We start from the raw sequence: 19,750 nt of genomic DNA on the forward strand, positions 1-19,750 counted from the left end.
GTGTGGAGCGGGGTGCGCCGGTGGACCCCTGGGGAGGGAAGTGTCAGTCGGTGGGCATGTAGCCGCTGCGGACGCTGTGCACGAGTCGTGCCAGCAGGGCGTCCCAGTCGGCGACGGACTGCTCGTCGATCGCGGGGCCGGAGGTGGCCAGCCAGTGTTCCGCGATCACGACGATGCCGCTCATGAGCGACTCGACGAGCAGGGCGGCGTCGAGGGGATCCGCTGCCGGGTGGCGGCGTGCGACCTCGTCGCGGAGTCGTTCGGTGACCCGCGAGAACGCCGTCTGGGTGAGGACCGCGGCCTTCGGGTCGTCCTTGCCCGGGTCACCGAGGATCCGGTACATGCTCGAGATCGCGGCTGCCAGGTCGGCTCCGCGTGCGGCGGACTCGAGCTCGTCGAACATCGAGGCCCGGCTGCCGTCGCCGACCGGGGTGCGTGCCATGTCGGCGAGGAACCGGTCGATGATCACGGACAGCTCCTGCTCGCACACGGCCAGCAGGACCTCGTCGAGGGAGGCGAAGTGGTTGAACACCGTCCGCCGCGCGATGTCGGCCCGTGCTGCCAGGTCGTCGACGCTGAACTCACGGCCGCCGCGTTCGTCGACCAGGTCGCGTGCGGCCTGCAGGATCGCCGCACGGTGCTTCGCTTTGAGGGCGGCGCGGCGGTCGGTCGTGAGGGTCACGAATGAGAACACTAGGTGCATCGATGCACTCGGTGCAACGACTACGAGTGCATCCTCAGGTTCGTACCCCGCGGTGGAAACTCGGTTCTGAACAGATGTGCGCATGGTTGACTGCACCCAGCACGACCGCCGGTGCGACCGGCGGCGCGACCGCCAGAACGACCGTTGTACGAAGGAGTACCCGATGCCCGTCCGCCTGTCCCCGGAGACCCTCGACGAGATCGCCGCGAGCGGTGTCGCCGTCCCGACCTACGACCGCAGCGGGATCACCGCCGGCATCGTGCACTTCGGCGTCGGCGGCTTCCACCGCGCGCACCAGGCGATGGTGATCGACCGGCTGCTCCAGCAGGGCGAGGCGCGCGAGTACGGCATCTGCGGCGTCGGTGTCCTCGAGCAGGACCGCCGGATGGCCACGGCGATGGCGGAGCAGGGCGGCCTCTACACGCTCGTCCTCAAGCACCCTGACGGCACGCGCGAGTCCCGCGTCGTCGGCAGCATCGTCGACTACCTGCTCGCCGTGGACGATCCGGACGCCGTCGTCGAGAAGATGGCGCACCCGGACACCAGGATCGTCAGCCTGACCATCACCGAGGGCGGCTACAACTTCGATCACGTCACCGGCGAGTTCGTCGCGGACGAGCCCGGCGTCGCGGCCGACCTGCGCGGCGACGGACCGCCCCGCACGGTGTTCGGCCTGGTCGTGGCAGCGCTGCAGCGGCGCCGGGAGCGCGGGCTGGAACCGTTCACCGTGATGTCCTGCGACAACATCCAGGGCAACGGCCACGTCGCCCGCGACATGTTCACGGCCTACGCACGCCTGCAGGACCCGGCGTTCTCCGACTGGATGGACGAGCACGTGTCGTTCCCGAACTCGATGGTCGACCGCATCACCCCGGTCACCGCCGACGAGGACCGCGCCTGGGTCCGCGACGAGCTCGGCATCGAGGATGCCTGGCCCGTCGTCGCCGAACCGTTCTTCCAGTGGGTGCTCGAGGACGACCACCCCGCCGGACGTCCGCCGTACCAGGACGCCGACGTGCAGATCGTCGAGGACGTCGAGCCGTACGAGCTGATGAAGCTCCGGTTGCTCAACGCCTCGCACCAGGGCCTGTGCTACTTCGGGTACCTCTCCGGGTACCGCTACGCGCACGAGGCCACGCAGGACCCGGCGATCGCCACGTTCCTGCGCCGCTACATGGACGACGAGGGCTCGCCGACCCTGCACCCCGTGCCCGGCATCGACCTCGAGGACTACAAGTCCACCCTCATCGAGCGCTTCCAGAACCCCGAGGTCCGCGACACCCTGGCCCGCCTCTGTGCCGAGTCGAGCGACCGGATCCCGAAGTGGCTGCTGCCGGTGGTCCGCGACAACCTCGCCGCCGGCCGGCCCGTCACGCTGTCCGCCGCCATCGTCGCGTCGTGGGCGCGCTACGACGAGGGCACGGACGAGTCCGGCGAGTCGATCCAGATCGTCGACCGGCTGGCCGAACCGCTGCACCGCATCGCCCTCACCCAGCGCGACGACCGGCTCGCCTTCATCGCGAACCGGCAGGTCTTCGGCGACCTGATCGACGACGAACGGTTCGTCGCGGCGTACCGCGACGCCCTCGACGGGCTCATCGCCGACGGCGCCCACGCCACGGTCGAACGCTTGTCGCGTTCCTGACGCGAGTCGCGCCCTGCGCGTGACCGGACGGCGGACGGGAGGCCCGGTGCCAGCTGGTGCCGCGCCTCCCGTCCGGTGCCCGGTAGCGTCACGGGCTATGGTCGCGTCGTGAACCGGACCGACCGCCTGTACTCGCTCGTCGAGGAGCTCCGCGCCGCGGCGCCCGCGCTGCGGAGCGCGCGACGACTCGCCGAGCGGTTCGGAGTCAGTGTGCGCACGGTCGAGCGGGACCTGCTGTCCCTGCAGCAAGCCGGGGTGCCGATCTGGGCCGAGCCGGGGCGGACCGGCGGGTACACGATCGACGTCCGTGCGACGCTCCCGCCGCTTGGACTGACCGCTGACGAAGCGCTCGCGGTGGCGATCGGCCTCGGCACGCTCGGCTCCAGCCCGTTCCGCGACGCGGCGCGCAGCGCTGCCCGCAAGGTCACCGCGGTGCTCGCCGAGGACGACGCCCGACGGGCAGCGCGACTCGCGAGCCGCGTGCACCTGCTCGAGTCGGGGGAGCGCACGCCGGCTCCCACGGCGCTCGCCGGTGCGCTGACGGGCGGGCGCGTCGTCCGGATGCGGTACCGCGACGCAGCGGGCGCGGAGACCGACCGCGTGGTCGAACCGCTCGGGTACATCGGGAAGGGCGAGGACTGGTACCTCGTCGCGTGGTGCCGGTTGCGCGACGGCGTCCGGGCCTTCCGCGGAGACCGGGTGCTGGCGGTCGAGGAGACCGACGAACAGGCTCCGCCCCGGGTGGTCCACCTCGACGAACTCGACATCCCGCACGGCGTCCTGCGCCCCGTGCTCGGAGACCTGCTCGGGGACTGAACCGCCAGATCCGCCTGCTCACTCGCCGAAACACCGACAGGACGGTGTCGCGGTGGTCGCGCATGCTCGACGAGTCCGGTCACGGTGGCCGGCCAGGAGGGCTTCCCGTGCAGTTCGCATCCATCCGGATCATCACCGACGACCTCGACGGGATGGTGCGGTTCTACGAACGCGTCACCGGGACCGAGGCGCGGCGGCCCGCACCCGTCTTCGCCGAGATCGTGACCGGCGGCGCCGTGCTCGCCCTCGCGACCCCGGCGACCGTGGCGATGCTCGGACCGGCCGCGCCGGAGCCCCGCACGAACGGCGGGGTGTTCCTCGAGTTCGTGGTGGACGACGTCGACGCCGCGTTCGCGGGGTTGCGTGGTGCCATCGACGACGTGGTGCTGCCGCCGACGACGATGCCTTGGGGCAACCGGTCGGCGCTGTTCCGTGACCCTGACGGCAACCTCGTGAACCTCTTCAGCCGCCCCGCTTGACCGTGTATTCTGTCAGTCACTGACAGAATCGAGTGCACATGCAGCTCCACGTCGAGACCCACGGTCACGGCCCGGTCCGGGTCGGACTCGTGCACGGCATCCTCGGTTCGGCGCTGGTGTGGCGCGACCTCGTGTCCCATGCCGGCCCGGACCGGTACACGTTCCTCGTGCCGGACCTGCGGGGTCACGGCGAGAGCGACCGCGCGGCGTCGTACACCCTCGCCGCGTTCGCCGACGACCTCGCCGAGACGCTGCCGCAGGGGCTCGACGCCGTCGTCGGACACTCGCTCGGCGGGCGGGTGCTGTTCGACGCCGTCGACCGGTTGCGCCCGGCCCGTGCGGTGTACCTCGACCCCGGCTTCCACCTGCGGGCACCGGGGCGGAGCGTGCTCGGGCGGGCGTTCTGGGCGCTGCCCGGGCTGCAGCCGTTGCTCGTGCAGGCCTACGACCGCACCGATCCGCGGTGGGGTCCGGCGAACGTCGCCCGGGCCGAGGAGAGTCACCGGCACTGGGACCGCACGATGCTGCGCGACGTCCTGCGAGCGGTCGCGACGACACCGGTCGCTCCGGCGGCCCCGTTCGTGCCGTCGACGCTCGTGCTCACCGACGACGGTCGACACGTCGTGCCGGCGGCCGAGGTGCCGGTCTACGAGCGCCTCGGGTGGGACGTCGAACGGGTGCACGGGGTGCACCACGACCTCGCGATGGAGGACGCCGCGCGCACGATGCGGCTCCTCGACGACGTGATCGGCGGGGCCCGCGCATGAGCGTCACCACGGTGTTCGGCGGGGTGTCCAACGTCCTCGTCTCCGACGGCACGACCTCGCTGCTCGTGGACGGCTTCTTCAGTCGTCCCTCGTTCCCGCGGCTGATGCTCGGCCGGCTCCGACCGGACGTCACCCGGATCGAGGACGCACTCGCACGGTTCGACGTCGACCACCTCGATGCCGTGCTCGTCTCGCACTCGCACGCCGACCACGCCCTCGACGCGCCCGTGGTCGCGGACCGGACCGGGGCGGAACTCGGCGGCTCGGCGTCCACCCGGATGATCGCCACCGGGTACGGGCTCGACCGCGTGCCCTTCCGGGAGCTCCACGACCGAGAGTCGTTCGCGGTGGGGGCCTTCACGGTCACGCCGCTGCGCGCCCTGCACAGTGACGGCGACGCGGTCCCGGGCGAGATCACCGAGCCGGTCACCCTGCCGGCCCGGATGCGCGACTTCCGTACCGGCGGGTGCTCCTCGTTCCTGTTCGAGCACCCGGACGGCTCCGTACTGGTGCACCCGACGGCGAACTTCGTCCCCGGAGCGTTCGCGGGGCTCCACGCCGACACCGTCTACCTGGGTGCGGGCGCCGCCGGTGCGAAGCCGACGGCCTGGATCGAGCAGTACTGGCAGGAGACCGTCGGTGCCCTGCGTCCGAGCGTCGTCCGGCCGGTGCACTGGGACGCGTTCTGGCGGCCGTTGACCCGTCCGCTCACGCCGCTGCCGAAGAAGCTCGACCGCCTCGACGTCACGATGCGCGCGTTCACCCGTCTGGCGGACGCCGACGGTGTCGACCTCCGACTACCGGCGCTCTGGCAGCGCGAGACGGTCTCCGGGCGGTCGGTGTCGTGACGGAGGTCCGGGCGCAGAACCGCCGGGCGCAGAACCGCCGGGCGACGGAGCGTGCCGTCGAGGACGCCGCGGTCGCGCTGGTCGGCGCGCGCGGGTTCGACGTCGTCACCGGGGCCGAGATCGCCACCGCGGCCGGCATCACCGAGCGCACGTTCTTCCGGTACTGCGCCGCGAAGGTGGACGCGTTCCTGTTCGTCTCGCGCGACGTCCACGACGCCGTCACCGCCGCGGTGACCGCCCCGGTGCCGTTCGATGCGTTGACCGAGGTGATCGCCGAGGTGCTCGCGACGTTTGAACGCGACCGCCCCGACGACCTCGACCGCCTGGTCCGGGTGCGCGCGCTGCTCGTCGCCGATCCGGCACTGCTGTCCGCCGTGCTCGAGCGGGACGCCGCGCAGATGCTGGAGCTGCAGTCGGCGTGGCAGGGCGCCGATCGGTTCGCGGTGCCGTTGGCGCTGCTCGCGCTGCGCGCCGCGTTCGACGAGTGGGCGGAGCGCGCCGCGGGGGAGTCGCTCAGCGTGGCGTTCCGGCGGACCTGCGCCGCGCTGCGGAGGGCGGCGACTGGCGGCTGATCGCGCGTCATGCCGTGGACGCAGCCACCGGGCGGACGGGAGGCCCGTGGCGGGCGTGACCCGAGCCTCCCGTCCGCTCTGGACCGTGACGCGAGACGCGCCGGGCAAGCACGTTCCTCGTGCGGTGACGGTTCTGGTTCACGTTCCCCGTGGATCACGAACCAGAACCGTCAGTCGTCAGGAAGCACGTCGTCGTCCCACGGCACCGGCGTCGTTTCGCCCGTCTCCCAGTCGTGGCGCAGCATCCCGTACCCGACCGACGCGACCGCGCGGCCGCCTTCGATCGGCCACCCCTCGCGGTAGTGCGCCTCCTTGACCCACCCGGCACGCACGAAGACCCGGCGCATCGCCGTGTTGTCCTCGCGGGTCTGGCCCTCGAAGCGGGTCACCGACGGCAGGGTGCCGAAGACGTGGTCGGTGACCGCGCGAAGCGTCGGGACGCCGAGTCCGCGGCCGCGGAACGCGCCGGCGATGCGCAGGTCGAAGAGCGGGACCGGGTCTTCCAGATCCTCCAGCCGGACGAACCCGATGCGGCCGTGCTCCGTGTGGTCGACCCAGTACGAGTCGTGCTCGTCGTCGCGGTAGGAGCCGGACGCCACGGCCTCGACGGCCTGCGCACGGGTCCACGACCGCCGCACGTGGAAGGGGAAGTCCTCGGTCGACAGGAAGTCGACGAGGGCATCGTGGTCGATCCCGATCGGGTCGAGCCGGGTCAGCCGGACGGAGCGGTCGGTCATCGCGCCACGCTAGCGGGGCTGCAGCGTGGTGGCCCAGCGTCCGATCGCGTCGTACGCCTGCTCCCGCACGTCGGGCGCGGACAGCACCACGTCGTGCACGGCTCCCGGCAGTCGGCGGACCGTCACCTCGTTGCCGAGTGACAGGGCTCGGTGGGCCACCGTGTCGACGTTCAGCGCGACGTCGGCGTGTGCCATGCCGGGGTCCCACCGGGGTTGCAACATGCTCTTGTCGCTGAGCATGACCAGGACGGGGACCTGGATGTCGAGCCCGTGCTCGACCGTCTCCTGCCCCGCGAAGACCGCCGCGAGCCAACCGGGGTGCAGGGGGAACCCGCGTTCCGGCCGCCACTGCTGGTCGTACGTCCACGAGCCCTCGCCCGCGGCCGACACGGTGCGCGTGTAGAAGCCGGGGTCGACGGCGGGCATCGGGGCGAGGGGGTTCCGCTTCGCGCCGAGCTTGATGACGGGCGCGACGATCGCCCGGCCCACGGCGGTCGCCTGGAACTCGAGCCAGGGACTGTTCAGGACGACGCCGTCGACGAGTTCGGGGTGGCGCGCAGCCCACAGCGACAGCGTCAGACCGCCGGTGGAGTGCCCCATCAGCACGAGCCGCCGCTCGCCGGGGCCGGGGTGCTCGGCGGACACCGCGTCGAGCGCTGCGGCGATGTCCTCGTCGTACACCGCCAGGTCGTCGACGTTGCCCGGGGTCTGGTGGGGGCGGAGGCTCCGGCCGTACTTCCGCAGGTCCAGCGCGTGGAAGCGGGCCCCGAGCCGTTCGATCCGCTCCGCCAGCTCGGTCTGGAAGAAGTAGTCCGACCACCCGTGCACGTACAGCACGTCAGCGCCGTGCAGCGGCCCGCGCCCGTGCAGCAGCAGGTCCGTCGGGGTGTGCCGACGACGGACGAGGGTGGCGACGACCGGCCCCTCGGGGTCGGAGCCGAGCGGCAGTTCGAGTCGCTCGTAGGGCGCTCCGAGGACGTCCTCGTGCCACCGCTGGACGACCATGACCCCACCGTATCCGGCACCGCTGCGGGTGGTACCGGGGTACCACGGTCGCTCCGCGGAGATCGTCTGCGACGGCGATGTGGTGGACCCGGTGGTCTCCGTACCGTTGCCGCATGATCGAGATCCAGAACCTCTCCAAGCGCTACGGCGAGAAGGTCGCCGTCGACGACGTGTCCTTCACGGTGCGCCCCGGCGTCGTCACCGGCTTCCTCGGTCCGAACGGCGCGGGCAAGTCCACCACGATGCGCGCCGTCGTCGGACTCGACCGGCCGACCTCGGGCACCGCCCACGTCGACGGACGCCCCTACCGCGAGCTGCGCGACCCGCTGCGTCGCGTCGGCGCACTGCTCGAGGCCAAGGCGGTCCACAAGGGACGCAGCGCCTTCGACCACCTGTCGGCGCTCGCCGCGACGCACCGGATCCCGACGGCCCGGGTGCACGAGGTCATCGGCATGACCGGCCTCGAGAACGTCGCGAAGAAGCGCGTCGGCGGGTTCTCGCTCGGCATGGGGCAGCGGCTCGGGATCGCGGCGGCACTGCTCGGTGATCCGCAGACGCTGATCCTCGACGAGCCGGTCAACGGCCTCGACCCCGAGGGCGTCGTGTGGGTGCGTCGACTCGCCCGCAGCCTGGCCGCCGAGGGGCGTGCGGTGTTCATCTCGAGCCACCTGATGAGCGAGATGGCCCTGACCGCCGACCGCATCGTCGTGATGGGTCGCGGCCGGGTGCTCGCGGACATGGACATCGCGGACCTGGTCGCCGCCGCCACGGAGCGGTCGGTCACGGTGCGGACGCCGGAGCCCGAGCGGCTCCTCGACGCGATCGCCGGACCGGACGTCACCATCGGCTACGAGGGCGACGGATCGCTGCAGGTCCGTGGCCTCGGCGCCGAGCAGATCGGCGAGGCAGCGGGTGCCGCGGGCATCGTCCTGCACCAGCTGGCCACCACCGAGGCGAGCCTGGAGCAGGCCTACCTCGAACTCACGCACGACCAGGTCGAGTACCGATCGGAGGTGGCCCGGTGAGCGCGGTCACGAGCAACACCCTGCCCCGGCACGACGGAGCCGGCAGCCACACGTCCGGCGTCCACTTCTCCGGCGTCCTGCGCTCGGAGTGGATCAAGCTCCGCTCGCTGCGGTCGACGGCGTGGAGCTTCCTGCTGGTGCTCGTCCTGCCGATCGGCATCGGTGTGCTCCTGGCGGCCTTCGCGGACAACGGCGGTCAGGGGCTCTCGGGTGACGCGGCTCGGAACGCCCTCGTCCTCTACAGCACGAGCGGCACGATGCTCTCGTCGCTGATCGTCGCGGTGATCGGCGCCCTCGTCGTCACCGGCGAGTACGGCACCGGCATGATCCGCTCCTCGTTCGCGGCGGTCCCACGGCGGTCGGTCGCGCTGGCGGCGAAGGCGATCGTCCTCGCCGTGGCCGTCTTCGTCACGAGTGCCGTGAGCGTCTGGGCCACCGCCTTCACCACCCTGCCCATCGCCGCGGGACGGAACGTCGAGGCGTCGCTGGACGCGAGTGTCGCGATGCCGCTGCTGGGTGCCTCCGTCTACCTGACGCTCATCGCGCTGCTGGCCTTCGCGGTCGGCGTGGTCCTGCGCTCCACAGCCGGCGCGATCGCCGGGGTCCTCGGCCTGATGCTGGTCGCCCCGGTCGTCGTGCAGCTGGTGCAGTCGTTCACCGGAGCGGACTGGCTCGGCACGCTGACCAACCTGCTGCCGCAGAACGCCGGGCAGCCGCTCATGCAGTTCGGCACCGAGGTGACGTCGGGGTGGCACGACGGCGTCCTAGCCTTGGGGGGATGGAGCGGATTCGCGGTACTGCTGGCCTGGGTGGTCGTCGCCTCGGTGACGGCGCTCGCCCTGGTCGAGAAGCGGGACGCGTGACCCCTGCCGACCTCGCCCCCGGTGCCGTCCAGGACGGTGCCGGGGGCATCGCCCTGCCCGACGCACCCGGCCGGCTCCGGCGGTTCTGGGCGCGCCACCCGGTCATGACCGACGCGCTGCTCATGGTCTTCTGGGGTGCGATCGAGGTCGTCGTCGCGTTCCGGAGTGCGTGGCAGGTCGACGGGAGCCCCGTCGCACGGGTCGCGGTCGTCGTCCTCGTGGTCATCGCCGTCTCCGGCATCCCGCTCCGGCGCACGCACCCCGCGGTGACGGCCGTGCTCGGACTGGCCTCCGTCGTCGCGATGACGTGGACGGAAGCGGGGTACTCCCCGGTCCTCTTCACCGTCTACGCGGCGACCGTGTGGTGGTCGCGCGCCGCCGGGTGGTGGACGGCCGCGGTCGCCGTCGTGCTGGCCGCGGGGGCGACGGCGCTGCGCGTCTTCGTGGTCGCGCCGGGGTCCGGAGGACTCGCGGACGTCCTGTACCCGCAGCCCACGACGTTCCTGCTGGCAGCGGTCCTGATCGGCGTCAACGTGTCGAACCGCCGTCGCTACACGCAGGCGCTGATCGACCGCGCGCACCAGCTGGCCCGGGAGCGCGACCAGCAGGCGCAGCTCGCCACTGCCGCGGAGCGGGCCCGGATCGCGCGGGAGATGCACGACATCGTGTCGCACTCGCTCACGGTGATGGTGCGGCTGTCCGAGGGCGCGGCAGCCGGGGCGTCCGCTGGTGCACCCGCCGGTTCGGCGGGGTCCGCTGCCGCTGCCATGCGCGGTGTCGCCGACGTCGGCCGTGGCGCGATGGGCGACATGCGCCGCATGCTCGGGGTGCTCGGAGGCGACGGCGAACCCGCGCTCGCGCCGCAACCGGGCATCCACGACGTCCCGCAGCTCGTCGACCGGTTCCGCGCGCTGGGCGCCCCCGTCGCCCTCGAACTGGTCGGCGTCGTCCCCGACGACGACGCCCTGCAGCTCGCCGTGTACCGGGTCGTGCAGGAGGGCCTCACCAACACCGCCCGGCACGCGCAGCGCGTCCGATCGGTCGACGTCCGCGTGGCAGCGTCCGACACCGAGGTCACCGTGGTCGTCACCGACGACGGACGGACAGGAGGCCCGACTCGGCCGGGCGGATCGGCCCACGCCCCAGCGGGGTCGGGTCGAGGGCTCATCGGGATCGACGAGCGCATCCGCGCGCTGGGTGGGCAGGTGCGCGCGGGCTCCCGCGACGGCACTGACGGTTGGCAGATCCGGGCGACGATCCCGGTCAGGACGGAGGACCGGTGATCCGCGTGGCGATCGTCGACGACCAGCAGCTCATCCGCACGGGGTTCCGGCTGCTGCTCGAGGCACAGTCCGACATCGAGGTCGTCGGTGAGGCCGGCGACGGCGGTGCGGGTGTTCGGCTCGTGCGTGCCCTGCGTCCGGACGTCGTGCTGATGGACGTCCGGATGCCCCACGTCGACGGCGTCACGGCGACGGCCGCGATCGTCGAGCAGGTCCCCGAGACCCGGGTGCTCGTGCTGACGACCTTCGACCTGGACGAGTACGCGTTCGGTGGCCTGCGTGCCGGGGCGAGCGGGTTCCTGCTCAAGGACGTCAGCGCCGCGCAGCTCCTCGACGCCGTCCGGTCCGTGGCAGCGGGAGAGGCTGCCGTCTCACCGCGGGTGACGCAGCGGATGCTCGAGCTCTTCGGCTCCGTGCTGCCGGACGACCGGCCGGCGGGTCCGGACCCGCTGGAGCCCCTGACCCCGCGGGAGCGCGAGGTGCTGCTCGCGATCGCCCGCGGGTTGTCGAACCCCGAGATCGCCGCACACCTGGTGACGAGCGAGTCCACGGTCAAGACCCACGTCGGGCGGGTGCTCGGCAAACTGGGCCTGCGCGACCGGGTGCATGCGGTGATCTTCGCCTACGAGCACGGTCTCGTGCCGCGGTCCTAGCTGCGCGGGGCCCTCGCGAAGAACAGGGTGATCGCGCCGAGGGCGATGGACGCGACGATCAGCACCCAGGCGAGCACGGGGATCAAGCCGTCCCACGGTGTGAACAGGAGCACGATGCCGATCACCAGCACGACGGCGGCGGCGATCAGCACGAGGCGGTGCGGTCTTGCCGGGTGGGTTCTGGTCACACGTGCACCGTACGCGTCGGGACTGCGGACGGGCGCAGTCGCGCGCCGCTAGCCTGGCCGCAGTGACACGTTCTCCCGCTCTGTGACGCAGAGCCCATCCAGCGACACCGGTTCGCTCCTCGGACGAGGGGCGGTGATCTCGTGCGCCCGGAACGGAGACTCCCTACGGAGTTCCCCAGCACCCCGGCGCCCTGTCGAGACCACTCCAGAGAGACCGTTCGTCCATGTCATCGTCTTCTTCTTCATCCTCTCCTTCTGCTCCCTCCGACCGCTCGGGGCTCCGCGCTTCGTGCGGTGACTGCTTCGCGCTCTGCTGCACCGCCTTCGGGTTCCAGCGGTCCAGCGACTTCCCGATCGACAAGCCCGCCGGCACCCCGTGCCGGAACCTGGCCGACGACTTCTCCTGCACGATCCACCAGGCGCTCCGTCCGCGGGGCTTCACCGGGTGCACCACGTTCGACTGCTTCGGGGCCGGCCAGTACGTCTCGCAGGTCCTGTTCGACGGCACGAGTTGGGTGGACCGGCCGGACTCGAAGCCCGAGATGTTCCGGGCCTTCGCCGTCGCCCGGCAGCTCCACGAGATGCTCTGGTACCTGGCCGAGGCGGTGTCCCGCTCGACCGCTCTGGGGTCAGCGGATGCACCGACCGTGCTCCAGCACCGTGTCCAGCAGGTCCTCGACGGTGAGTTGGCCGGCGTCCTCGCGGTGGACGTCGAGTCGCTCCGGTCCGAGGTCCGTTCCGTCCTGATCGACGTCAGCGCGGAGGCCCGAGGTGGGTACCCCGCCGCCGGCGACTCGGCCGATGACCTGCACCCGTCGACAGACCTGGCCGGCCGCGACCTGCGATCTCGCGTCCTGGTCGGCGCCGATCTGCGCGGTGCGGTCCTGATCGCCGCGGACCTGCGGAGATGCGACCTGTCGGGCGTGGACCTGCTCGGAGCGGACCTGCGCGATGCCCGGCTCGGGGGAGCGGACCTGTCGAACGCGCTGTTCCTGACTCAACCCCAGGTGAACGCTGCGCAGGGCGATGCGTCCACGGTGCTGCCCGACGACCTCGATCGTCCAGGGCACTGGTCGCTCCCGTGATCCGGGTCAGGGCAGGACGACGACCTTGCCGACGATCCTCCCGGCTGCGCCCTCGGCGTGCAGCGCCGGCAGCTCGGCCAGGGAGATGCGCCGCGTGACCTCGACCGTCAGGGCACCGTCGTCGACCAGTGCGACGAGTTCCGCCAGGCGTTCCCGGTTCGGCAGGACGAACACGGTCGCCGCGCGCACGCCTCGGGACTCGTCACCCGGCGTGGCCATGAACGCCGTCGTGCTCACGACGACCCCGCCGTCGCGGACCGCTGCGACGTCCGCCGCGAACTGCTCGGGCTCGATCGGCGCCAGGTTGAGCAGCACGTCGACCTGACCGTCGAGGGCGTCGAGCAGGTCGGTGTCGGTGTGGTCGATGACCTGGTCGGCACCGGCCGCGCGCACGGCATCGGCACTGCGGGGGCTGGCGGTCGCGATGACGTGTGCTCCGGCGCGCTTGGCGAGCTGGACGGCGTACTTGCCGACGACCCCGCCGGCACCCACGACGAGCAGACGCTGCCCGGCGGTGAGCCGGCCGTCGTCGAACAGGGCCTGCCATGCCGTCAGCGCGACGGACGGCAGCGCGGCTGCGTCGGCGAGCGGGACGCTCGTCGGCGCTGCGACCACGGCGTCCGCCGGTGCGACGACGTACTCGGCTGCCCCGCCGTCGCGGTCCATCGGCAGGAACGCGATGACCGCGTCGCCCACGGTCAGACCGGTCACCCCCTCGCCGATCGCGTCGACGGTACCGGAGACGTCGTAGCCGGGGACGTGCGGCAGCTGGATCGGGATCGGCAGGAAGCCTGCCCGCATGCCGTTGTCTGCAGCGTTGTACGCGGAGGCCGCGACGCGGAGTCGCACCTGTCCTGCTGCTGGGGTCGGCTGCTCGACCTCGCCGTACTGGAGGACCTCGGGTCCGCCGACTTCGTGGAACTGCACTGCCTTCATGGTGATGTCCTGTCTCGTAGTTGCTTCGAATTCGAAGCGCTTGCTGGAGACGCTAGCACTGCTTCGAACTCGAAGCAACGGGTAGGATGGCTGCATGAGCGACGCCCCCACCGCACTGACCCCGACACAGCTCGGCGCCTACTTCGCGCTGACCGAGGTGAGTGCACTCCTGCGCCCCGCGGTCGAGAAGCAGCTGCGCGACGTCGGTCGGCTGAGTTACGTCCAGTTCCAGCTCCTCGCGCGCCTCGGTGACACCGCCGACGGCCGCCAGCGGATGACGGACCTGGCCGACGGCGTCGTCTACAGCCGCAGCGGGCTGACCTACCAGGCGCAACTGCTGGAACAGCGCGGCCTCGTCACGAGGTCCCCGTCGCCGGACGACGAACGCAGCACCGTCGTCGCGATCACCGACGCGGGGCGCGAAGTCCTTGCCGACGTGTTCCCCGGCCACATCGGCACCGTGCACGGACTCCTGTTCGCACCGATCACGGACGACGACTCGAGTGACCTCGCCCGGATCCTCGGACGCATCAGCGAACACCTGCGAGCGAACCCACCGCGGTCAGCGTCGCGACGATCCGTGAAGGGGGCGTCCGCGTGACCGTCGGAGCGCGCGCCGCTCGGTGGATCATCGTCGGCTCGGTCGTCGTCGGACTGGCGCTGACCGTCTACGCGACGTCCTACTGGCTGTTCCCGACGTCGTTCCAACTCCAGGAGCGGTTGCCCGACGGATCGATCAACCCGCGCGCATGGGCCGACCTGCTCGTCTCGTACATCCTCGCGCTCGGCTGCTTCGCGGTCGCCGGATGGGTGGGCGTGCAGCGGCTCCGCACCCGCCGCCGCTGAGGCGTCAGCTGCGCGTGCGTGACCGTCGCCGCGACACGGTGCCGACGACGAGCGTGGCGACGCCGAGCGCGATCCCGATCAGACCGAGCAGGTAGCCGAACAGCATCAGGATTCCGCCGCCGATGTTCGCACCGCCCCCGGTGTCGTTCGCGAGCGACCACCCACCGATCCCGACCGACAGGAAAGCACCCAACAGGAACACCGTGCACATCACGTGCAGGACCCTCGTGCTCTGGGAGGTCATGGCGACTCGCTTCCGTGCGTGGACCGGTACCGAATGGTAGCGCGACCTGCGAGGGTGGAGCGATGACGCTCGAGATGCTCTGGGAACGAGCCGATCCAGACCAGGTGCTGCGGAGCCGCTTCGGGTTCACCGACGTCGCCGCTGCCGAGGACTGGCTCATCCGGATGCTCGAGCGGTGGTGGAACGTGCGCGTCATCGCCTGCGAGCGCATTGTGATGAGCGACCACAACGCACTCGCCTGGGTCTCGACCGCTGGCGGCCGGATGCTCCTGAAGTGGTCGATCGCACCGGAGGGGTTCGAGCGCTTGGCGTTCGCGGCGGACCTCACGACGTGGCTCGCGGAGCGCGGCCTGCCCGTTTCCGCCCCGGTGCCGACGCCCGACGGACGGGTGCAGGTCGAGGAAGACGGGGTCTCGATGGGGCTCCAGCACGTCATCGGCGGAACCCTGCTGGACGTCCGCGATCCGGCACAGGTCCACGCGGCCGGTGCGACGCTGGCCCGCTTCCACGACGCCCTGCGCGACAGCCCCGATCGGGCGCGCGCCGCCGGTGTGCGCCCGCCGCCGACCCCGCTCCTGCAGCAGATCGCAGGCTGGCTCGACGGTGCGACGCACGTGCCGGACCGTGCCCGGGTGGCGCTGCGACGGCTGCTGGCGGCAGCGCCGTCCGACGACCTGCCGGTCCAGATCGTGCACGGGGACTACCGGGCGGCGAACGTCCTGTGCGCTGACGCGGACGTCGTCGCCGTCATCGACTTCGAGGACCTGCGGCTCGACCACCGCATCGTCGAACTGGCGCGGTCGGCCGTCCTGCTCGGGACGCTCTTCCACGACTGGGGGCCGGTCCCCGAAGCCGTCCATCGGCAGCTGCTCGACGGCTACCGCTCGGTGAGCGCGCTCACTGCCGACGAGCTCGCGTGGTGGGACGTCCTGGTGCTCTGGAACACGATGCTGTTCGTCCCGCCGGGGGACGACCCCACCGGGTGGGGCGCTGCCGCCGAGGCGCTCGCCGGTTAGCGGACGCCGCGCCTCGCTGCCCGGGCGACGGCCACGAGTGCGGTGACTCCGAGTGCGATCCCGGCGATGCCGACGACCATGCCACCCATGTACATGAACCCCGCGGCGAAGTTCACGCCAGTGCCGTCCGGGGTGAGGATCGTCCAGACGGAACCACCGGCGGTGAGCAGGAAGCCCAGACCGAGGAAGACGATCGCGAGGGTGACGATCGAGCGGATGTGGTGCATGGCCCGAACCTACCGAACCCGCACCGGTGGCAGAGTGGCGTGATGGGGAGCATCCGGAACATCGCGGTCGGGCTGCCGGTCAAGGACGGCCACGTGCTGCTGTCCGAGTCGTTCGACAGCGTGCGGGACCTCCGCTTCCACCGTGCCGTCGGCGGCGGCATCGAGTTCGGGGAGACCGCCGTCCAGGCGCTCCGTCGCGAGTTCCGCGAGGAGCTCGACATCGCACTCGACGAGGTCCGGCTGCTCGGCGTCCTCGAGAACCTGTTCGAGTACGAGGGGCAGCCCGGGCACGAGTACGTCCACGTGTTCGCCGTCCGGTCGGCGGAGCTGGACGCGGTGCCGCTGGACGCTGAACTCGTGGTGCTGGACGAGGGCAGCCCGGTGCGCTGGGTACCCGTCGACACGGACGTCCCGGTGTTCCCGGACGGCGTGCTCGACCTGCTCGCAGGCACCATCCCGGCGACGCAAGGTGACCACTCGACCCGCTGACGTCACGATCCCGTCACGACGGGCGCATTCCCAGCGGACACGGCGGTGTTCCGCGGCGAAGTCCCGGCGACCGCCCGAGATCGGCTGGGACGCTCCCGAACGACAGCACCAGATCGGTGCGGTGATGCACCACGGGGGATCCAGAGCGATGACGATGAGACGTGCAGGGGGAGCCGCGCTCGGCTTCGTGGGCGGCAGTGTGCTCGCCGGGTTGATGATCGGGATCGGCGTGACGCCGATGATCGCGGTCGCCGGGGTGAGCACGACGTCGGCGATCGGGGTGTTCGAGTCGCTGCCGGAGCACATCGAGATCGGGGACCTGCCGCAGCGCAACCAGGTCTGGGCGTACCGCGGCGGCGAACCGGTGCACCTGGCGAACGTGTGGGCGCAGGACCGGCAGGAGCTGTCGTTCGACCAGATCAGCGACCAGCTCAAGCACGCTGCGGTCGACGGTGAGGACAAGCGGTTCTACGAGACCGGTGGTGTGGACGCGACGTCGATGGTCCGCTCCCTGGTGAGCGTCGCCGCGTCGCAGGGCGAGGGCGGTTCGGGTGGCTCGACGCTCACGATGCAGCTCGTCCGGAACATCAAGATCCAGCGGGCGAGCGAGCTGCCGACGCTCGAGGAGCAGAAGGCCGGCTACAAGGAGGCGACGAAGCGGTCGCCGCAGCGGAAGCTCGCCGAGATGAAGCTCGCGATCGGCCTGGCGAAGAAGTACACCAAGGAGCAGATCCTGACGGCGTACCTGAACATCGCGTACTTCGGCGACCAGACCTACGGCGTGCAGTCAGCCGCGCAGCACTACTACGGCAAGTCCGCCACCGACCTGACCCCGGCCGAGGCGGCATCGCTCATCGCGATCGTGCAGTGGCCGGAGCGCCGCGACCTGTCCACGCCGGACCACTACCGCGACAACGCCGCGCGGCGGAACGTGATCCTCCGCTCGATGCACGAGCAGGGGCACCTGACGACCGACGAGTACCGCACGGCACGGCTGTCGCGGCTGGCCGATTACGTCCGGATCACCGCGCCGCAGCAGGGGTGCGAGGCCGTCGAGACCGGGGCGGAGTTCTTCTGCGACTACGCCAAGCGCGTCGCAGCGCGGCTGCCGCAGCTCGGCGCGACGAAGCAGCAGCGCGCCGATGCCTGGCGGACGGGTGGGTATCGCATCCAGACGACGCTCGACCTCGACCTGAACGCGAAGCAGAAGGAACTGCTCGACCGGTACGACCCGAAGACCGAGACGCGTCTCGCGTTGGGCGCGACGCTGAACACCGTCGAGGCGGGCACCGGCCGGGTGCTCACGATGGCGCAGAACACCGACTACGACCGGTCGGAGCAGGCGCCACCGACTGCGACGTCGCTGAACTACGCCGTCGACCAGGCCGACGGAGATTCGACCGGCTTCCAGACCGGCTCGACGTACAAGATGTTCACGCTGCTGGCGTGGCTCGAGGCCGGCCGCAGCCCGGACACGGTCGTGAACGGTACGCCGCACCCGCAGAGCACGTGGACGGCGTGCGGCGAGCAGACGACGGCCTTCTGGCAGCCGAAGAACGACTCGCAGGGCCAGAAGGGGCCGTACTCGGTGCGCTCCGCCACGGCCCAGTCCGTGAACGCCGCGTACCAGTCGATGGCGGCGCAGCTCGACCTGTGCGACATCCGCGACGTCGCGAAGCGGCTCGGCGTGCACCTTGCGGCCGGCGGCGAGCTGCCGTGGAACCCCGCGTCGCTGCTCGGCACCGAGAGCATCGCGCCGCTGACGATGGCGGCGGCGTACGCGGGCGTCGCGAACGGTGGTCGGTACTGCGCGCCGGTCGTCATCGACAAGGTCACCGCACCGGACGGCACGGAGCTCGGCGGGCAGCCGCGCACCTGCTCGCAGGCCGTCTCGCCGCAGACCGCGGCGACGGCATTCGAGGTCATGCAGGGCGCGTTCCGGGGCGGCACGGCGAGTGGCGGCCAGACCCCGGACGGCACCACGCTGTTCGGCAAGACCGGAACGGCCGACGCCGCCGACCAGGTGTGGTTGGTCGGCGGGAGCTCGCGTGCTGTGACCGCGTACTGGCAGGGCAACACCGACGGCGGGAAGCACAACCTGCGGTACTACTCGAACGGTCAGGGCGGCACCTACGCGGGGTCCCGCGCAGCGGTCTGGCGCGATGCGCAGACCGCGGTGAACGCCGCCTTGCCGGTGGGCTGACGACACCAGGCGGGGCACGTGCACGAGAACGCACCACGGATAGACGGGAGGCCCGTTGCCAGCTGGCAACGGGCCTCCCGTCTGTTCGTCGGTTGCGTTCTAGGACAGCTTCTTGCTGTCCTCGAGCCAGCCCGCGAGCTCCGTCATGTAGCCGGCCTGCGAGGCGTAGTCGAGCGCCGGGAAGGTGAAGCTGTGCACCTGGCCGGCCTCGAGCGCCGCGTTGTCGGCGAAGGTCGGCTGCTTCTCGAGGTCCGCGACCTGGTAGCCCTGCTGCGACAGCAGCAGGACGTCGGCCTTGATCTGGCCCGCGTTCTCCCACGAGTAGATGCCCCAGTAGAAGCCCTTCGGCTTCGGGTTCACGAAGTCGACACCGAACGACGAGTACATCTGCAGCAGCGGCTCGTCGGTCGGGCGGGTGACGTAGGCGCCGTCACCGTCGGCGTACATGGAGACGACCGACAGGTCCTGCTCCTTCGCGACCTTCTCGAGCTCGTCACCGGCGGTGTCGAAGCGCTTCTCGGCGGCCTCGATCGTCGACTCCTTCGCACCGAGCGACTCGCTCAGGTCGGCGATCTTCTCGATGACGTCCTCGCCCTTGCCGCCCCACTTGACCTGGACGACCGGCGCGATGGCCTCGATCTGCTTCTCCTGCTCGTTGTCCTTGAAGCCGTAGCCGGGCTGCGTGTCGTCGAGCGTGCCCTTCTCGTCGGTCGGGTAGACCGAGGTCACGACGAGGTCGGGCTTCAGCGCGGCGAGCTTCTCGAGGTCGACGTCGCCGTACCCGGTGCCGAGCTGCGTGATGCCGTCGGTGTCCAGGTCGTCGAAGCGGGCGTCCTTCGCCATGGTCAGCTGGCCGAAGGTGCCGACCGGCTTCAGGCCGTACTCGATGAACGAGATCGCGATGTCGTTCAGCACGACGACGCGCTTCGGCGTGTGGTCGACCTTGACGGTCGTGCCGGTGGCGTCCTCGTAGGACCAGGCCTTCGACGCCGCGGTGTCACCGTCGGAGTCGTTCGAGTCGGTGCTCGAGCAGCCGGCGAGGAGGAGGGCCGAGACGGCCACGGAGGTCAGGAGGGTGGCTCGGAGGGAGCCGCGTCGGGAGAGCTTCACGTTAGGAGAG

The 19,750-nt window shown here is 71.2% G+C and carries 24 protein-coding genes; 16 read left to right on the forward strand and 8 right to left on the reverse strand.

Annotation, left to right across the window (positions count from 1 at the left end):
* Window positions 1-43 precede the first annotated feature (43 nt).
* Window positions 44-682: a TetR/AcrR family transcriptional regulator gene (locus EDF23_RS09420; protein ID WP_165901080.1), complete on the reverse strand. Its 639-nt coding sequence runs from the start codon at window positions 680-682 to the stop codon at window positions 44-46.
* A 184-nt stretch (window positions 683-866) separates the two neighbouring features.
* Between EDF23_RS09420 and EDF23_RS09425 the strand changes: the two genes are divergently transcribed.
* From EDF23_RS09425 to EDF23_RS19210, 6 genes are all read left to right on the forward strand, one after another.
* A complete protein-coding gene (locus EDF23_RS09425; protein ID WP_123291890.1) occupies window positions 867-2,348 on the forward strand; it encodes a mannitol dehydrogenase family protein in 1,482 nt (493 codons plus the stop codon).
* Between the two features lie 108 nt (window positions 2,349-2,456).
* Window positions 2,457-3,164, forward strand: a complete 708-nt coding sequence (locus EDF23_RS09430) for a YafY family protein (RefSeq protein WP_123291891.1) — start codon at window positions 2,457-2,459, stop codon at window positions 3,162-3,164.
* A 107-nt stretch (window positions 3,165-3,271) separates the two neighbouring features.
* Entirely contained in the window at window positions 3,272-3,643 is a 372-nt protein-coding gene (locus tag EDF23_RS09435; RefSeq protein WP_131921502.1) for a VOC family protein, read from the forward strand.
* A gap of 38 nt (window positions 3,644-3,681) precedes the next feature.
* Window positions 3,682-4,410: an alpha/beta fold hydrolase gene (locus EDF23_RS09440; RefSeq protein WP_131921503.1), complete on the forward strand. Its 729-nt coding sequence runs from the start codon at window positions 3,682-3,684 to the stop codon at window positions 4,408-4,410.
* Window positions 4,407-5,258: an MBL fold metallo-hydrolase gene (locus tag EDF23_RS09445; protein WP_131921504.1), complete on the forward strand. Its 852-nt coding sequence runs from the start codon at window positions 4,407-4,409 to the stop codon at window positions 5,256-5,258. The genes EDF23_RS09440 and EDF23_RS09445 overlap by 4 nt, the downstream gene beginning before the upstream one ends.
* Window positions 5,255-5,830 carry a TetR family transcriptional regulator gene (locus tag EDF23_RS19210; RefSeq protein ID WP_165901081.1) on the forward strand — a complete coding sequence of 192 codons (576 nt, stop codon included), beginning with the start codon at window positions 5,255-5,257 and terminating at the stop codon, window positions 5,828-5,830. The genes EDF23_RS09445 and EDF23_RS19210 overlap by 4 nt, the downstream gene beginning before the upstream one ends.
* Before the next feature lie 170 nt (window positions 5,831-6,000).
* On the opposite strand, the gene EDF23_RS09455 is transcribed toward EDF23_RS19210, so the two are convergent.
* Both EDF23_RS09455 and EDF23_RS09460 read right to left on the reverse strand, forming a co-directional pair.
* The gene (locus EDF23_RS09455; RefSeq protein WP_123938335.1) at window positions 6,001-6,567 is read right to left on the reverse strand and encodes a GNAT family N-acetyltransferase; all 567 of its coding nucleotides are present in this window, start codon (window positions 6,565-6,567) and stop codon (window positions 6,001-6,003) included.
* A 9-nt stretch (window positions 6,568-6,576) separates the two neighbouring features.
* Window positions 6,577-7,572: an alpha/beta hydrolase gene (locus EDF23_RS09460; protein ID WP_123938334.1), complete on the reverse strand. Its 996-nt coding sequence runs from the start codon at window positions 7,570-7,572 to the stop codon at window positions 6,577-6,579.
* Between the two features lie 113 nt (window positions 7,573-7,685).
* Here EDF23_RS09460 and EDF23_RS09465 point away from each other — a divergent pair, with 113 nt between their 5' ends.
* The 4 genes from EDF23_RS09465 to EDF23_RS09480 are packed head-to-tail and all read left to right on the forward strand — an operon-like array spanning window position 7,686 to window position 11,396.
* A complete protein-coding gene (locus EDF23_RS09465) occupies window positions 7,686-8,597 on the forward strand; it encodes an ABC transporter ATP-binding protein (protein WP_131880578.1) in 912 nt (303 codons plus the stop codon).
* Window positions 8,594-9,460 carry an ABC transporter permease subunit gene (locus EDF23_RS09470; RefSeq protein ID WP_165901082.1) on the forward strand — a complete coding sequence of 289 codons (867 nt, stop codon included), beginning with the start codon at window positions 8,594-8,596 and terminating at the stop codon, window positions 9,458-9,460. Before EDF23_RS09465 ends, EDF23_RS09470 begins: the two co-directional genes overlap by 4 nt.
* Window positions 9,457-10,743 (forward strand): histidine kinase, encoded by a 1,287-nt coding sequence (locus EDF23_RS09475; RefSeq protein WP_165901083.1) that lies wholly within the window; start codon window positions 9,457-9,459, stop codon window positions 10,741-10,743. The genes EDF23_RS09470 and EDF23_RS09475 overlap by 4 nt, the downstream gene beginning before the upstream one ends.
* Complete coding sequence (locus EDF23_RS09480; protein ID WP_131921508.1) at window positions 10,740-11,396, forward strand: response regulator transcription factor; 657 nt, start codon at window positions 10,740-10,742, stop codon at window positions 11,394-11,396. Before EDF23_RS09475 ends, EDF23_RS09480 begins: the two co-directional genes overlap by 4 nt.
* Here EDF23_RS09480 and EDF23_RS09485 read toward each other — a convergent pair.
* The gene (locus EDF23_RS09485) at window positions 11,393-11,584 is read right to left on the reverse strand and encodes a hypothetical protein (RefSeq protein WP_123938330.1); all 192 of its coding nucleotides are present in this window, start codon (window positions 11,582-11,584) and stop codon (window positions 11,393-11,395) included. The two genes, EDF23_RS09480 and EDF23_RS09485, sit on opposite strands and share 4 nt — an antisense overlap.
* 224 nt (window positions 11,585-11,808) lie before the next feature.
* On the opposite strand from EDF23_RS09485, the gene EDF23_RS09490 reads away from it, so the two are divergent.
* Entirely contained in the window at window positions 11,809-12,669 is an 861-nt protein-coding gene (locus tag EDF23_RS09490) for a pentapeptide repeat-containing protein (RefSeq protein WP_131921509.1), read from the forward strand.
* A 6-nt stretch (window positions 12,670-12,675) separates the two neighbouring features.
* Here EDF23_RS09490 and EDF23_RS09495 read toward each other — a convergent pair whose 3' ends face one another.
* Entirely contained in the window at window positions 12,676-13,605 is a 930-nt protein-coding gene (locus EDF23_RS09495; protein WP_207895469.1) for an NADP-dependent oxidoreductase, read from the reverse strand.
* A 94-nt stretch (window positions 13,606-13,699) separates the two neighbouring features.
* Between EDF23_RS09495 and EDF23_RS09500 the strand changes: the two genes are divergently transcribed.
* Both EDF23_RS09500 and EDF23_RS09505 read left to right on the forward strand, forming a co-directional pair.
* A complete protein-coding gene (locus EDF23_RS09500; RefSeq protein ID WP_131921510.1) occupies window positions 13,700-14,206 on the forward strand; it encodes a MarR family transcriptional regulator in 507 nt (168 codons plus the stop codon).
* A complete protein-coding gene (locus tag EDF23_RS09505) occupies window positions 14,203-14,451 on the forward strand; it encodes a hypothetical protein (protein WP_131846747.1) in 249 nt (82 codons plus the stop codon). The genes EDF23_RS09500 and EDF23_RS09505 overlap by 4 nt, the downstream gene beginning before the upstream one ends.
* Window positions 14,452-14,455: 4 nt before the next feature.
* On the opposite strand, the gene EDF23_RS09510 is transcribed toward EDF23_RS09505, so the two are convergent.
* On the reverse strand, window positions 14,456-14,695 hold the full coding sequence (locus tag EDF23_RS09510; RefSeq protein ID WP_123938326.1) for a hypothetical protein: 240 nt from the start codon (window positions 14,693-14,695) through the stop codon (window positions 14,456-14,458).
* 62 nt (window positions 14,696-14,757) lie between these two features.
* On the opposite strand from EDF23_RS09510, the gene EDF23_RS09515 reads away from it, so the two are divergent.
* Window positions 14,758-15,711, forward strand: coding sequence for a phosphotransferase (locus EDF23_RS09515; protein ID WP_131921511.1), 954 nt, complete (start codon window positions 14,758-14,760; stop codon window positions 15,709-15,711).
* Here EDF23_RS09515 and EDF23_RS09520 read toward each other — a convergent pair.
* The gene (locus tag EDF23_RS09520; RefSeq protein ID WP_131921512.1) at window positions 15,708-15,938 is read right to left on the reverse strand and encodes a hypothetical protein; all 231 of its coding nucleotides are present in this window, start codon (window positions 15,936-15,938) and stop codon (window positions 15,708-15,710) included. The genes EDF23_RS09515 and EDF23_RS09520 overlap by 4 nt on opposite strands.
* Before the next feature lie 42 nt (window positions 15,939-15,980).
* Here EDF23_RS09520 and EDF23_RS09525 point away from each other — a divergent pair, with 42 nt between their 5' ends.
* Together EDF23_RS09525 and EDF23_RS09530 are read left to right on the forward strand one after the other, a co-directional pair.
* Window positions 15,981-16,427: an NUDIX domain-containing protein gene (locus tag EDF23_RS09525; protein ID WP_131921513.1), complete on the forward strand. Its 447-nt coding sequence runs from the start codon at window positions 15,981-15,983 to the stop codon at window positions 16,425-16,427.
* Window positions 16,428-16,575: 148 nt separating this feature from the next.
* Window positions 16,576-18,630 (forward strand): transglycosylase domain-containing protein, encoded by a 2,055-nt coding sequence (locus tag EDF23_RS09530; RefSeq protein ID WP_243648872.1) that lies wholly within the window; start codon window positions 16,576-16,578, stop codon window positions 18,628-18,630.
* A gap of 99 nt (window positions 18,631-18,729) precedes the next feature.
* On the opposite strand, the gene EDF23_RS09535 is transcribed toward EDF23_RS09530, so the two are convergent.
* Window positions 18,730-19,740 (reverse strand): ABC transporter substrate-binding protein, encoded by a 1,011-nt coding sequence (locus tag EDF23_RS09535; RefSeq protein ID WP_123938322.1) that lies wholly within the window; start codon window positions 19,738-19,740, stop codon window positions 18,730-18,732.
* Window positions 19,741-19,750 lie beyond the last annotated feature (10 nt).

The sequence above is a fragment of the Curtobacterium sp. PhB128 genome (genome assembly GCF_004340725.1).
Classification (GTDB): Bacteria; Actinomycetota; Actinomycetes; order Actinomycetales; family Microbacteriaceae; genus Curtobacterium.